Annotated in this window: 11 protein-coding genes; 4 read left to right on the top strand and 7 right to left on the bottom strand. The window is 63.0% G+C overall.

What is annotated here, in order from left to right; genetic code table 11:
• Nucleotides 1–3: 3 nt before the first annotated feature.
• From ACEN9K_RS06545 to ACEN9K_RS06535, 3 genes are read right to left on the bottom strand one after another with little or no spacing between them, the layout of a single operon-like run.
• Nucleotides 4–1,512: a sugar ABC transporter ATP-binding protein gene (locus ACEN9K_RS06545; RefSeq protein ID WP_018770471.1), complete on the bottom strand. Its 1,509-nt coding sequence runs from the start codon at nt 1,510–1,512 to the stop codon at nt 4–6.
• A gap of 56 nt (nt 1,513–1,568) precedes the next feature.
• Nucleotides 1,569–2,729, bottom strand: a complete 1,161-nt coding sequence (locus ACEN9K_RS06540) for a substrate-binding domain-containing protein (protein ID WP_018770472.1) — start codon at nt 2,727–2,729, stop codon at nt 1,569–1,571.
• Between the two features lie 44 nt (nt 2,730–2,773).
• A complete protein-coding gene (locus ACEN9K_RS06535; protein WP_495635409.1) occupies nt 2,774–3,256 on the bottom strand; it encodes a hypothetical protein in 483 nt (160 codons plus the stop codon).
• Nucleotides 3,257–3,453: 197 nt separating this feature from the next.
• Here ACEN9K_RS06535 and ACEN9K_RS06530 point away from each other — a divergent pair, with 197 nt between their 5' ends.
• Nucleotides 3,454–4,521 (top strand): LacI family DNA-binding transcriptional regulator, encoded by a 1,068-nt coding sequence (locus ACEN9K_RS06530; protein WP_495635408.1) that lies wholly within the window; start codon nt 3,454–3,456, stop codon nt 4,519–4,521.
• A gap of 84 nt (nt 4,522–4,605) precedes the next feature.
• On the opposite strand, the gene ACEN9K_RS06525 is transcribed toward ACEN9K_RS06530, so the two are convergent.
• Both ACEN9K_RS06525 and ACEN9K_RS06520 read right to left on the bottom strand, forming a co-directional pair.
• Nucleotides 4,606–5,661, bottom strand: a complete 1,056-nt coding sequence (locus ACEN9K_RS06525; protein ID WP_495635407.1) for a 2,3-butanediol dehydrogenase — start codon at nt 5,659–5,661, stop codon at nt 4,606–4,608.
• Nucleotides 5,662–5,676: 15 nt separating this feature from the next.
• Nucleotides 5,677–7,476: an NAD(P)-binding domain-containing protein gene (locus ACEN9K_RS06520; RefSeq protein ID WP_495635406.1), complete on the bottom strand. Its 1,800-nt coding sequence runs from the start codon at nt 7,474–7,476 to the stop codon at nt 5,677–5,679.
• A gap of 81 nt (nt 7,477–7,557) precedes the next feature.
• Between ACEN9K_RS06520 and ACEN9K_RS06515 the strand changes: the two genes are divergently transcribed.
• Nucleotides 7,558–8,931 (top strand): GAF domain-containing protein, encoded by a 1,374-nt coding sequence (locus tag ACEN9K_RS06515; protein ID WP_347887019.1) that lies wholly within the window; start codon nt 7,558–7,560, stop codon nt 8,929–8,931.
• A gap of 1 nt (nt 8,932) precedes the next feature.
• Here ACEN9K_RS06515 and ACEN9K_RS06510 read toward each other — a convergent pair whose 3' ends face one another.
• Nucleotides 8,933–9,553 (bottom strand): DUF4230 domain-containing protein, encoded by a 621-nt coding sequence (locus ACEN9K_RS06510; RefSeq protein WP_141161293.1) that lies wholly within the window; start codon nt 9,551–9,553, stop codon nt 8,933–8,935.
• Nucleotides 9,554–9,712: 159 nt separating this feature from the next.
• Between ACEN9K_RS06510 and ACEN9K_RS06505 the strand changes: the two genes are divergently transcribed.
• A complete protein-coding gene (locus ACEN9K_RS06505) occupies nt 9,713–11,122 on the top strand; it encodes a hypothetical protein (protein WP_347887018.1) in 1,410 nt (469 codons plus the stop codon).
• 111 nt (nt 11,123–11,233) lie between these two features.
• Nucleotides 11,234–11,428: a hypothetical protein gene (locus tag ACEN9K_RS06500; protein WP_141161294.1), complete on the top strand. Its 195-nt coding sequence runs from the start codon at nt 11,234–11,236 to the stop codon at nt 11,426–11,428.
• Nucleotides 11,429–11,457: 29 nt separating this feature from the next.
• Here the strand turns inward: ACEN9K_RS06500 and ACEN9K_RS06495 are convergent, their stop codons facing one another.
• Nucleotides 11,458–14,073 carry a DUF4268 domain-containing protein gene (locus ACEN9K_RS06495; RefSeq protein WP_495635405.1) on the bottom strand — a complete coding sequence of 872 codons (2,616 nt, stop codon included), beginning with the start codon at nt 14,071–14,073 and terminating at the stop codon, nt 11,458–11,460.
• Nucleotides 14,074–14,151 lie beyond the last annotated feature (78 nt).

Below are 14,151 nucleotides of genomic sequence, written 5' to 3'. Positions count from 1 at the left end.
TGGTCAGACTCCCTGGACTGCAAGTTGAAGATATTCCTCGTCAGCGATCTCGCTGCGGGGGATGTCACGGATGACGGAGCCGTCCTTGAGGACGAGGACGCGGTCACTGACCGCGAGTAGTTCGGGGTACTCGGACGAAATGACGATGACGGCTTTGCCGGCACTGGCGAGTTCGCGGATCATGTCCAGGATTTCGCTTTTGGTGCCGATGTCGACGCCGGCCGTCGGTTCATCGAGGATGAGGATGTCCGGGTTGGTGCCCAGCCATTTGGCGATGACCACTTTTTGCTGGTTGCCACCGGAGAGCAGCCGCACAGGACGGTGGGGGTGGGCCACCTTGACCGCGAACTTCTTGATCAGGGACGAGGACAATTCCTTGCCCTTGGCACCGTCCAGCAGGGGTCCGCGCTGAATCTGGCCCAGCAGCGGCAGCAGGAGGTTGTCGCGGACCGAGTGGTCCAGGACAAGGCCCTGCGCCCGCCGGTCCTCGGGGATGAGGGCAATGCCGGCGTCGATGGCCTGCTGCGGTGAGGCTAGGGTGCTTTTCTTCCCCCTGATGAGGATGTCACCGCTGTCACGCCGGTCGATGCCGAACAGTGCGCGCGCAAGTTCGGTTCGCCCGCTTCCCATGAGTCCTGCCAGCCCCAGGATCTCGCCGGGCCGAAGCGTGAAGGAGATGTCCTTCACCCGCCGCCCGACGTTCAGGCCGCGGACCTCCAGCAGGGGTGCTCCCCCATGTGCCACGTCCGCCCGCTCGCGGTAGGCAAGTTGGCCTTCGATTTTCTTGCCAACGATGCCTTCGACGATCTGTTCGGGCGTCACCGCGCTTAATGGTTCGGTCAGGAGCCTGCGGCCGTCACGGAGAATGGTGATCCGGTCCGCGAGCCGGTAGACCTCGTCCATCCGGTGGGAGATGTAGATGATGGAGATCCCGCGCTGCTTGAGCCGGTCAATCAGTTCGAAGAGCGCTTCGGACTCGTGCCGGGCAAGGCTGGCAGTGGGCTCATCCATGATCAGTACCTGGGCATTCTGCGAGAGTGCCTTGGCGATCTCGGTCAACTGCCAGTACGCGGTACCCAGCCGGGAGACCTCGGCCTGGGGGTCTACATCGACCTCCATGTCGGCGAAGATCTCCTTGGCCCGCCGGACCGAGGCCCTGTCGTCAATGAACCCGCCCGCACCGAGTGGCTCGGCGGCAAGGAAAATGTTCTGGGCCACGGTCAGGCTGGGTACCAGGCTGAATTCCTGGAAGACCATGCCGATGCCCGCTGCCTTGGCTTCCTGGATCGAGTTGATGACGGTGGGTTTCCCGCCGATGAGGATCTCACCCGCGTCCATCTGGTAAACGCCCTGGAGGATCTTCATGAGCGTGGATTTTCCGGCGCCGTTACCGCCTGCCAAGGCGTGGACTTCGCCCTTCCGGACGTCAAAGCTGACGTCCTTCAGCACGGAGACGCCATTGAAGCCTTTGGAGATCGAACGCATTTCGACGGCATTGTCTGCGGTGTTCATTGTTGCCCTTTCGGGACCATGCGGGGGCATTGCTGCCCCCGCATGGTCGGCTCTGGCTACTTCTTGTAGGACTCTTGGATGTCCTTGGGGGCGTCCTCGTGGTAGACCTGTTTCCAGGCTTCCAGGACGTTGGAGTGGTCCACCGGCAGTGCGCTCAGCGCCACGTAAGCCGGTGCCTGCTTGCCGATGAGGGCTCCTGCGGCCAGCCGGGCCTCAGTGACACCCTGGTCGAAGGGAACCTGGGCGCCGAGCCCGACGACGAGCTGGTCTTTGGCCAGCGCAATGGCGACGTTCTTGCCGAGGTCCTCGGTGGCGATCTTCAAGTCCGGCCGGCCCGCGGCGCGGGCGGCAGCCATGACACCTTCGGCCGGGACATCCCATACCGCCCAGATGCCGGAGAGGTCGGCGTACTTGCTCAGCATGGCGTTTGCGGCTGCCTGCGCATCACCGGCGAAGTCCGGACCGGCGATCCCCTTCTCTTCGACGATCTGGATCCCGGGGTATTCCTTGGTGATCGTTTCCTTGAAGCCCTGGTAACGCTGCTTGGTCACAAAGAAGTCAGCCTGGTGGAAAACAAGCCCGATTTTGCCCTTGCCGCCGATGGCCTTGGCCATCTGGTGTGCGGAGACGACGCCGTTTCCGTAGTTGTCGGCGGAAACGACCGAAACGTAGTCCTTGCCGGCGGTCAGTCCCTGGGGGATGTTGTCCATGAAGACGAGCTTGGTTCCGGCGGCAGCGGCCTTCTTGTAGGCCGAGGAGGTGGCCACGGGGTCGGTGGGGATGGACACAATGATGTTCGGGTTCTGTGTCATGACGGTCTCGATGTCCGAGACCTGCTTGTCCGGCTTGAAGTTGGCGTCCGTTGTCGCAATCACCTGGATGCCGAGCTTTTCGAACTCGCTCTTGAGGCCGTTGGTCTGGGCGTTGGCCCAGTCGTTGCCGCCGTAGTGCATCACGATGGCGGCTTTGGCATTGAGTGCCTTGATTTTTCCAATCTCTTCGGGCGTCAGGTCCGCAACGGAGGCCGGGGACGGAGTTTCGCCGTTGGGACCCTTGCTCATGACCTGTCCCTTGATCTTGTCTAGGGCCTGCTGGGCCTTCTCGGAAACGCCGGCATCAGGGGCATTGGAGGTGCCCGCTGCTGAACTGCTGCAGGATGCGACGGAAAGGGACAGAGCTGCGGCCAAGGCCACCAGGGGAAGCCTGCGGATCATCATTGTTCTCCAGTGCTTGTTTGGAAGGGGTGGTGTGGTTGTTTGCGTCAGGCCAGCGCTATGGCGAGGGCAGGGGGAACCGGCGACAGGACAAGGCCGCCTGCGGCTGCGGCTGTGCGGACAGCGGCCGCCTTGTCGGCAGCCTTCACGAAGGCTTCCGCGTGGACCTTGTCTACGAAAAGGCCCAATGAACACGGCCCGTGGTGGGTTTGCACCCACCGCACAGCCTCCCCTGCCACCTTTGCCATGCCGCCGGCGGCCTGGACTACTGACCCCTGGATGGTCGTCAGTGACACAGGCGTGCCGGATTGGTCGAGGGAGACAACCAGGCTTGCCCACAGGATGTTGTCATCGAATACGCCGATAACTGCCGAGGAACCGGCGGGGACAAAAGTGCGGACAGCTGCTGCGAGATCATCACGTGCTGTGCCCGTAAGCAGTACCTCAAGATGTGCCCACTGGGCTTCATCGACGTTCCGGAAGCCGGTCCCTGGATTGAGTGAAAGAGCGGCCGCGATTGTGTCGCTCATACCGCTCACTCTCTAGTCCAAGTTTGCCCCGTGAACGTTTACGAAGCTTCCGTGAACGTTTACGGTAACTAGCGTAAACGCTAACGGAGCGCGTGTCAACGGTCACATGGCAGGCTGGTGCGGGGGCAGGGACGTAAGCTTAAGCGGGCTCACAGCTGTCCCAGGCTCAGCTCGCACAGCGCAGGACAAGGAGAGGCATGGCAGGCATGGCAGTCCGCCGGGAGGGCAATGACGGGCCTCTGGCAGCGCCGTCGCGCAGGAAACCCACCATCAACGATGTGGCGCAGATGGCGGGCGTCTCCTTTGGCACTGTCTCGCGGGTCCTGAACGACGCGCCGGACGTCAGCGCCTCAACCCGCGAACGCGTTCTCCAGATCATCAAGGACATCGGCTACCGGCGGAACCGGGCGGCCACTGCGCTGGTTACCAACCGCTCGACGTCCATCGGCATACTCTCCGACGGCTCGCCGCGGTTCGGCCCGGTGGGAACGCTGCTGGCGCTTGAAAACGTTGCGCGGAAGAAGGGCTTCGCCACAACGGTCATCAGCGTTGAGAAGCCCTACGAAGAGTCTGTTCAAGCCGCCCTGGACAGCCTGGACGACAGCGGCGTGGGAGGGATCATCGTCATCGCGCCGGTTGTGGATATGGCGGCAGCCGTCTGGAACGCCACATGCCGTGTACCGGTGGAGATGATCGCCGCGGGAGCCTCCTCGACTCCCAATGTCTTCACCTACTCGGAAAACCAGGAACTCGGAGCGAGGCTTGCCACCCAGCACCTGATAGAGCTGGGTCATACGGACATCGCCCATATTGCCGGTTCAATGGACTGGTTCGATGGACGGGTCCGCAAGCGTGGCTGGGAGGCGGCGCTGCGGGATGCGGGGCTGGAGCCGGGGCTGTGCATCGAGGGTGACTGGAGCCCCAAGTGGGCTTATGAAACGGGCCTCCGGCTGGTACGCGAAGGAACAGTTCCGCAGGCCATTTTCGCCGCCAGTGACCACACTGCGCTGGGGCTGATCCGCGCTTTCACCGAGAACGGCATCCGGGTTCCGGACGATGTCAGCATCGTGGGATTCGACGACGTGGAGGGGTCGGACTATTTCCTGCCTCCCCTGACCACGGTGCGGCAGGACTTCAACGCGCTGGCGCTGATGAGCACCGAGGTGCTCATCGGTGCCATGGAGGGGCGGGACGTGGACCGCACGCCCATCCCGCCCACCCTGGTGGTGCGCAACAGCGCCCGCCAGGCAGCCTCCCGCAAGTAGAAAGCTCGCAAAGGGAAGCACGACGGCGGCACTTGCGTCCCGCCGTCGTCCTTCCTCCCATGCCGGGCGTCCGCCCGCCGGCCCCTACGGGTGCACCAGCACCTTCACCGCCGTGTCCTTGTGGTTGATCAGGGTGTCGAAGCCCTGCTCCACCAGGTCCTCCAGCGCGATCCGGCCGGTGATGAACGGCTTGAGGTCCACCTTGCCCTCCTGCACCATCTTGATGACGGCGGGGTGGTCGCGGACGTAGGCGATGGTGCCGCGCAGGTCGATCTCCTTGAGTACCAGCTTCTGCATGTCGATGGTGGCGGGCGCGCCCCAGATGGACACGTTGACCACCACGGCGCCGGGCCGGACGGCGTCGAGCATGGTGTCCAGCACCGCGTTCACGCCGGCGCATTCGAACGCGACGTCGGCCCCGGTGCCGCCGGTGAGTTCCCGCACCCGCTCCGGCACGTCCTCCTTGCTCGGGTCCAGGACGTGGTCCGCCACACCGCTTGAAGTGGCCTTCTCCTTGCGCGCCTGGGTGAGTTCGCTGATGATCGTGGTCACCCCCATGCCCTTGAGGACCGCGGCGGTGAGCAGGCCGATGGGCCCGGAGCCGCCCACCAGCGCCGTGTCGCCCGCGTTCACGCCGCTGCGCGCCACCGCGTGGTGCGCCACGGACAGCGGCTCGATCAGCGCCGCCTCATCGAGCGGAATGTCCCCGATAGGGTGCACCCACCGCTGGTCCACCACGATCTTCTCGCTCAGCCCTCCCCCGCCGCCGGACAGCCCGATGAAGCCCATCTGCCGGCACAGGTGGTAGCTGCCCGCCTGGCACATGTCGCAGGTGCCGTCCACAAAATAGGGTTCGACGACGACGTTGTCCCCCTTCGCCAGGCCCGTCACCCCTTCGCCCACCTCGGAGACAGTCCCGGAGAATTCGTGCCCCAGGGTCACCGGAGATTCCTCGTGGGAGAGCGGGTGCGGATGCCCGGGTGCCGGGCAGAAGATGGGCCCTTCCAGGTACTCGTGCAGGTCGGTGCCGCAGATGCCGCACCACGCCACGTCGATCTTCACCGCCCCGGCGCGGAGGTCCGGCTCCGGGATGTCCTCGATGCGGATGTCCTTGCGGGCGTGGAATCGTGCTGCCTTCATGATGGGTTCTTCCTTTTAGCGGGTGTGGTGGCTGGGCTGCAGTTCGTAGACGGGCGTCTCCAGCCCTTCCATCCGGGCTTTGAGCTGCAGGGCCAGATAGGACGAGTAGTGCCGGCTCTGGTGCAGGTTGCCGCCGTGGATCCAGAGGTTGGGGACGTTGGTTGGTTTCCACATATTGCGCAGCTCCCCCTCCCAGGGGCCAGGGTCTTTTGGCGTGTCCGAGCCGTAGCCCCAGCATTTGCCCACGCGGTCCGCGATTTCGGGCGAGACCAGGTCCGCCAGCCAGCCGTTCATGGAGCCGTAGCCGGTGGCGTAGACGATGAGGTCGGCCTCCAGCTCGGTGCCGTCGTCCATGACCACGGCGTTGCCGGTGATCTTGGCAACCTGGCCTGACTTCAGCTTCACCCTGCCGTCGATGATCAGCTGGGAGGCGCCGACGTCGATGTAGTAGCCGGAGCCGCGCCGCAGGTACTTCACGAACAGGCCCGATCCGTCCACGCCCAAGTCCAGGTCGAACCCGGCGGCCGCCAGCTGGGAGTAGAACTCGGCATCCCGCTCAGCCATTGCCTGGTACACCGGCACCTGTGCCTCGGGCAGGATCCGGTACGGCAGGGACGCGAACAGCAGGTCGGCCTTCTCGGTGGTGACGCCGTTGGCCAGCGCCTTTTCCGAGTACAGGTCCCCCAGCGCCAGGTCCATCAGCGATTCGCTGCGGGCGATGTGGGTGGAGGAACGCTGCACCATGGTGACGTCGGCGCCGTGCTCCCAGAGGTCGGCGCAGATATCGTGCGCTGAGTTGTTGGAGCCGATCACCACGGCCTTCTTTCCGGTCCAGTCCCCGCCGCCGGGGTGCTGGGAGGAGTGCCGCTGCTCCCCCAGGAAGCTCTCGGCGCCGTCAAAGGCGGGGATGTTCGGGTAGCCGGAAACGCCCAGGGCGAAGACCAACTGCTTGGGCCGGAGGGTCACCGGTTCGCCGTTGCGGAGGACGCTGACCGCCCATTCCTGGGTGCCGTCTTCGTACTCCGCTCCCACGCACTCGGTGCTGGACCAATAGTTCAGCTCCATGATGCGGGTGTAGTGCTCCAGCCAGTCGCCGATCTTGTCCTTGGCGGCGAAGACCGGCCAGTCGTCCGGGAACTTCAGGTACGGCAGGTGGTCGTACCAGACGGGGTCGTGCAGGTGCAGGGACTTGTAGCGGTTGCGCCAGGAGTCACCCGGGTTCTGGTTCTTCTCGATCACGAGGGTGGGCACGCCCAACCGCTTGAGCCGCGCTGCGAGGCCGATGCCGCCCTGCCCGCCGCCGATGATCACGCAGTAGGGCTGCTCCTCGTAGCCCAGCCGGGCTTCCTGCTCCTCCTTGAGTTCCTTCCAGGAGCGGCGGCCACGGATGATCTGGTGGGCCACGCCCTGCTCGCGTCGGGGGCCCTTCTTCTCTTCGAAGCCCTTCAGCTCCTGCATGGTGGTGAGCAGCGTCCAGCATTTGCCGTTGCGCAGCCGGAGGTGGCCGTAGCCGCGGGCGGCGCCGGTTTCGAACGTGATCCAGGCTTCCACGGTGCCGTCCGGGCCGGCGCTGCCTGTGGCGTCCTCGGCGAGCGCCCAGTTGGCAGGCTGGACGTGGTCCAGCGTGGCCTGGAGCATGCGGCGGATGTCCGTCTTGCCTTCCAGGGTTTTCAGGTTCCAGGTGAACGCCACGAAGTCGCGCCAGTAGCTCTCGTCCTCGAAGAGGTCCAGCGCGGCGTCCACGTCGCGGCGCTGCAGCGCGCCGTCCAGGCTGGCCAGCCAGGCCTGCGCGGCGGCGGTGGGTGTTTCGGTCATCTCCACTCCTTTGTGTGCGGTCCCTCAGGTGGTCCGGGCGGCCCCCTCCCGCCGGTGTCCCTGCGGTATGCTGGGGCGGGCGTGAGCTGCATCACTATTGGAACGCGGCGGGGGTTACAAGCGCGTTACACGGGCACTGCCGGCAAGGACGCCGGCGGTGAGGAGGAGACGGTGGACTACGGCTTGAGGTTTTCGGACCCGGCGAAGTACGCGCGTGCCCTGCGCCGGGCGCACGAGCTGGTCATTGCCGGTGTCCCGCGCCCGGAGATCCCCGTGCCGCTGGCGGAGTCGTGGCGGCGGTCCATGGCGCTGGGCATCAGCCCGGACCAGCACAGCCCGCGGCACCTGCACGATCCGTCCGAGGTGGTTCAGCTGCGGCGGGAGCACCGGCTGCAGCAGGTGATGCCTGCGCTGCAGGACCTGCTGGCCGACGATTCCAGTTCCGGCCGGCACCTGCTGGTGCTCACCGACGCCGGTGGCGAGATCCTGTGGCGGGTGGGCAGCCGGGAGGCGCTGCGGCGGGCGGACCGGCTGGAGTTCTCCGAAGGGGCGGACTGGTCCGAGGCGGGGATCGGCACTAACGCCATCAGCGAGGCGCTAGTCACCGGCGGTCCGGTGCAGCTGTTCTCCGCCGAGCACCTGGTCCGCACCCACCACGAGTGGGCCTGCACGGCGGCCCCCATCAGAGACCCTTTGACGGGCGCGTTGCTGGGCGTGCTGGACGTCTCCGGTCCGCTGGACACGATCAGCGCCGATACGCTGCGGATGGTGCGGTGCGCGGTCCGGGTGGCGGAGTCGCTGCTGGGAACGTCCGACGGCGGTGCCTCCCAGGATACTTCGTCTTCCGCGGGTGCGTCCCGGCCGAGTCCGCGGCCAGATATTGCGGTGGCTTCGTTGGAACTGCTGGGCGACAAGCCTGCCGCGGTGCTTGCCGACGGCAGCCGGGTGCCACTGACGCTGCGCCGGGCGGAGATCCTGGCGCTGCTGGATTCGAGGTCGCAGGGCTGGAGCGCCGAGGAGCTGGCGTACGAGCTGCACGGGGATGCGGGCACGCCGCAAGCCATCCGGACCGAGATGTTCCGGGTGCGGTCCATGCTGGGTGGTGCGGTGGAGTCGAACCCGTACCGGCTGGCCGCCGGGCTTGTTGGTTGTTCGGATTCGGGGCGGGTGCTGCGGCTCTTGCGCGCCGGGCGGGTGGCCGAGGCGCTGGAGGCGTACACCGCTCCGCTGCTCAGCCGGTCCGGCGTCCTGGCGGTGCAGCTGCTGCGGGACCAACTGGATTTTGCTGTTGGTTCGGCCGTGCGGGCCAATGGGGATGCCGGGCTGCTGATGCGGTGGTTGTCCATGGACATGGGTGCTAGGGATTTCGAGGCAGTGGAAGCGCTGGGACGGCGGACGGGTCGCGGAGATGCGCGGTACTTATCGTTCCTCGCTTCGCCCGCTCTCGGCCGTTGATCTAGCCTGCTGTATCCCTCTCAAAGGAGACCTCGTACCCGAGCGACCCGAACAGACCAGTCAGCATGCTCTTGGTATTTTCACCCGCTCGCTGCCGCAGCTCAGACTTCTCGGCAGCGTTAGCCATATCCGATTCGGCGAGGAGATAGAGCTCTGCCTGCTGAGGTGCCGTGAACGCATCTACAACCCGGTCAGCGATGCCACGGTCCTGGCTGTAGACATAGGACCGTTCGTGGTCGATGTTGGGCTTATCGAGCTGCGGCTCGGGTAGTCGCAGCGTCACCGACTTGCCATCGGCAGACACCGTGAGGTCCTCTTTGGTGAGACCTGATAAGTCGACATAGGCATTGACAGTGCCAGCGGCCACAAAGAGCGTACGTCGTCCTGCGATAAAACCAGGCAGTCCGCCAGTGTCTTCCCTCTCGTCCAATAAGAGCTGAAAATCGCCGACCGCCGCGTGGTATTGGCTTACGTTTCTAACGGACTTCAGAAGAACGCTTCGCTCGCTCTTGCTCGCTAACGGACCGAATCCAAGCATGGTTGCCACGAGCAGCGCAGCGAGAAGCAAAGCTACCGCAGATGCAACGACCGCGACCGGTTTGAATGATCTGGCTTTGGACATTGGACCCCTTTTGCCGTGAAACGGCCTAGGTTCCGTTCCTCTTGGTTGCCTTCCAGATTGCTGTCTGGCTTATTCAGCCTCAGTGTAGTGGGACTCACCCATCAGGACGGTGGCGACACTTTCAGGAAACCCGCTCTCAATGTGGGACGATAACGACCGATGACATTTGAGCAAGGACCACGTTCTCGGATCCTCGGCACCGATGCTATCGCCGTCCAGGGCGGCTTCACTTTCAGGAGGGGACAAAAAGTGACTACTGACTGCAAAACACTCGTGCCGGTATGGACACTCGCTACAGAAGCAGTGGGCGTTTCTGACGTGCTGGGCAATGAAGGCCTAACGCCGGCTCGTCTGGCCGAGCTGAGAACGGTTCTGGCAACCCTGGCGAATTCCCCCATCGCAACGCTCGAGATGCATGCAATGCCGGAGACCCGCGACCGCAAGGGCGGCCTACCGCTTGACGTTGCAAGTCCGCTCGCAAAGCAACTGGCGCAGCTCGTAACGCAAACCGCAAAATCCGCTCCCCCCAAGGTGAACGTGGCCGAAACGGGAGAGGTACTTTACCGGTTGGTGGTGCCCGCCAAGCTTGCCGCCCAGGCCGGGCAAGGACTCGTTCGTCCTATGGCCGCCAAAGGAGTTGCAGGGGCTATTCATGGTTCCCTCGTGAACTCGACCGGAATCGTGGGTGCCGCTACATTCGTCCCTGTCGCAAGCGGAGCCGCAGCTGCAGGCACCGCCGGTGCGGCAACTGGTGCGGCAGCTACAGCCGGCGTGGCGGTTGCCAGTGCTGGAGCCCTGACGGTAGCCGCGCCACTTGTGCTGATGGCCGTAGCCGTTAGCGTCAGCGCACATGCCGAGCACCAGCGCCAGGAAGCGATTGAGCGAATCACTGTCCTCTTGGAGCAGTTGCACGAGGACAACCTCGATAAGGAGCGCAACGAGTTGGACGGTTGCCGTGAAGCGATCGACAAAGCGACCTCGATCCTCCTTGACCAGGGCCGGATCGGTTTTTCGCTCGGTCTAGATTCTTCCGTGCATGGTATCAACACCGCTATTGCGGCTACCCGTAGGCGGCTAAAGAAGTGGGAAGCTGCACTGGATGCCCTGCCCGGCGGCGCAGTCGAAGTTGGCGAACTAAAGAAGTCATTTCCCGGCATCACCGAGGAAGGCGGCACCTTCCGGGCGCAGTTGGAAATTGCCCGGCTAGCCGTCGCTCTTAAACGCCGGGTGCTTGTGCTTCAAGCAGTCGAACACGCCCAGCAGGACAAAGGCAATTCGTTCAAAAATTTCATCGGGGCGCTTCATGCCGACGGACGCAGCACCGACGAGTTGGAGTCGGGCATCAACCAGCTTCTGCTTCGACTGTCTGCCCTCGAGGTGAAGCGGGACGGCGGTTTCCGGCTTCCCGCATTTACGCCCGGCGAGGTAGACCAGCTGCTGCAGGCCGCATATCGACTTCGTGCTTTGGGAGACGGTCTCCAGGTAAATGACCACCGGGACGACGTCGCAATTGAGATTGAGCGGAACAGCGACGGGTCGCTCGTAGTTTTCCCTGCGGTCCCCGCCTAAGGTGTCGGTGCGCAGAGCGCTCATCGGTTTTGTGCACGTTTACCTGATAAGAACAGCCATCGCAGATATGGAGCAGACCATGGCCGGCAAGCAGACAAAGCCGCAGCCGCGATGAAGGACGTCGGACAAAAGGCTAAAGCCGCCACTACCAGACTTTACGTTCTCGCCAAGGACCCGGAGATGCAGGCCAAGGCCGAGAAGCTGCTTGTGGACGGGAAGAGAATTTATCGTGCAGCAACAAGCCCTGAAGCCAAAGAGACCTACCGCAAGGTAGCGGCAGTAATAGACAAGATGCGGAAGGAGTAGCAACGGGCACGAGCCCTGCTAGTTCATGATCAACCTTCCGGGGACTGTTGCGCCAGGTCCGGTTCCCACTCCAAGACGAGTTGCTCTTCCCCGACCCCTTGCAGGTCTCGGTTTTGCAGGTACTTTGCCAATACCTGTGCAAACTTGTCGGCCCTCGTCACGAGCCATTCCACAAGCTCCTGAGACTGTGCTTCATCAAGGAAATCACCGGGCCGCCTGCTGACAAGCTTGGAGGCCTTGCGGTCGGGCTTGTCGTCCCACTCCACCTCAAACCCTAGAGCGGCTTCGATAGCGGTGCGCTGGGCAAGTAACTCCCCGTAAAGACCCTTGTCGTTATTGATCCAGAATTGCGCGGTTACGAGCTTGCTCTGCGAGTTAACCGAAAGCGAGATGACAGCACGGGAATCCCCCAGGCTCACGTCGTACCAGTTTTGTGGTGATGGTTTACGCCACGTCCTGATGTTGATTGCATTAGCGAGCCCGAAGTTTCGTACTCGCTCGAAGAAGTCCAGCTGTGCGTTCTTCAGCGCCACGTTGTTTCCCGCGCGAGCCTGACCGGTCACCCTATTGCGTCGTGCAGAAATCACATTCTCGTCGACGTCTAGACCTGCCGCGTTAGCAAGCTCCTCTGCACCCATAAATTGGTCGCGATCCGCGCGTCCTTCAGCATCGAATCGAATTCCTTCCTCCTCGAGAACCGCCCGTGGGTCATCATTGCGGCCGTGCTCGAGCCAGCGGAAACCAGGCGAGATGGTTCCGCCACTTTGCAGGACTCGCCAGGCGTTCGCTATCGGATAGCTCGCAAGTATTCCGGCCAGTGGTTGTGGCCAGGTGTTCGCCACGATGGCGACATCCCCATAGGAGCTCCATCGGCCGGCCGGGATCTCCGCTACGACCGCAGCAATTTGGCTCCGCAGAGCTGACGGCTCCTCGCCCACAGCAATAATGCTTTCGTCAGGGCCTGGCCATAAATCGATGATCTTCTCTGCCAATTCGGAGCTGCGCGCGTTGATCTCCTTGGCACCCCATGTTGCGTGCGTGGCAATCGCTTGATTCATCGAAACGCCGCTCTTAGCCAGCAACTCCCGCTTCTCGTGGAACGGCTTGTTGCTGAGCTCGCTATTGTACCCACTGAGAGTCAGGTTGCCAAGGGTGTGTACGACGCGCTCATGCTCGTAATCAATGTCTGCGTCTGCGTCGAAACCCTCTGCGAACGCTTCCCGTACGGGCTCAGTCATAGTCTGGGGCAAGACATGCTCGATGGTCAGGTGCCTTGGGTCAAGGTCGACGATCTCCTTCGGGCGGTAGGCTTCTTCAAGCCACTGCAGGATCAGCTTTTTCTGTGTCCCACGGCCCTGCCAGTAGAAGGCGACAGCCCGGGCAGCCTCTCGGACCTGCTGATCGGTTGCAAAGTATTTTCGACCCTGGGACAGGTAGTCGCGTAGTGCCTTGTCGATGTCCTCGGCACCACTGATCGCACCAACAGCTTGGAGCAGTGTCCGGTTCAGGTTGGCGGTAGCGCGTCCGATGATGATCCGCCGCACGAAGTAGGACTCGAGATAAGTCAACGCGCGAACCACTTGGTCATTGGCAGCGGTGCCGGCGGCGCGTCGGGCGAGGATCTGCATGACCACGGGATACGCAGTGGTCGAACCCCACGCCTTGATTCTGGTGAGGCGCCTGCGAATCTCGGTATGTCTCTCCTCCGCAGGGTTGAGAATCGTAGCGAGCACGTCGCCCAATCGGGCTATACGAACTACCTCAGCCTCTACCTCGTCGATGGTCTTGAGTTTCTCGAGCCGCTTTTGCTGTCCTACGTATGTATCAGACTGTTTTGCCCGTTCGTCGCGTTGAGCGAGATCGAGCCAAAACAACAACTCGAGGTTTTCAGAGTCAAGCTTTTTCTCTAGTGGAAGCCAAATATTGTCATAGACGGTTTCTGCGCGGTCACCGAGCCTCATAAACAGGTAGTTCTTGAGCAAGTCACTTTGTGTCAGGCGAAGACCGGTATTGTTCAGGGACTCGAAGATGCGGTGTGCGTTGTCTGACGGTTCGGCGGTAACGACGACGAGCGCGAGTCCGCGGACGACGGCGGCCTCGAGCAGATAGAGGTCGTGTGGATCGTCTGGGTCGTCAGCGGCCGCGATCTTCGAGCGGAAGAATCGGTAGGCGTCGCCGATGGTATCCTCACCGCCGGCCTGAGGAGCACGGTTGAGAACAGCCATATAGGCGGGCCGGTCTGTCTGCGTCGGCATCACCTTGAGTGGCTTGCCCTTGTCGTAAACGTTGATGAGGTATTGGGCATCGATGCCGCCAGCTCGGTCAGTTTCCCCGGTTTCGATCAAGTGGTCCCGAAGTGCAGCCAGGAGAAGAGTCAGAGTGGTCAGGCGCTGCTGGCCGTCAACGACAAGAAACTTATTGACGCCGATAGCCCCGAAATCAGGGCTGCTCGCCAGGACGAGGGACCCGATGAAATGAGAGGCCTTCGGGTCGTCGACAAGGGTCCGCTCCAGCTCCACGACGTCTGACCACAACTGGTCGAGCTGCTTCTTCCCCCACGAGTACACCCGCTGATACAGAGGAACCTGGTACTGCTTCTTGCCTTCTAGAACGCCCGCCAGCGTCCCATTTTCCGCTCGAACCACAAGCGTCTCCTTAGAGTCTTAGTGCTTAGGGATGAGAATACATCGATCGAGTATTCACACCCCGCCCTGTGCGTCTTG

This window comes from Pseudarthrobacter sp. Pseusp20 (assembly GCF_059492155.1).
Note: the sequence above shows the minus strand (reverse complement) of the source record. Positions and strands in the feature narration are given on the sequence as shown.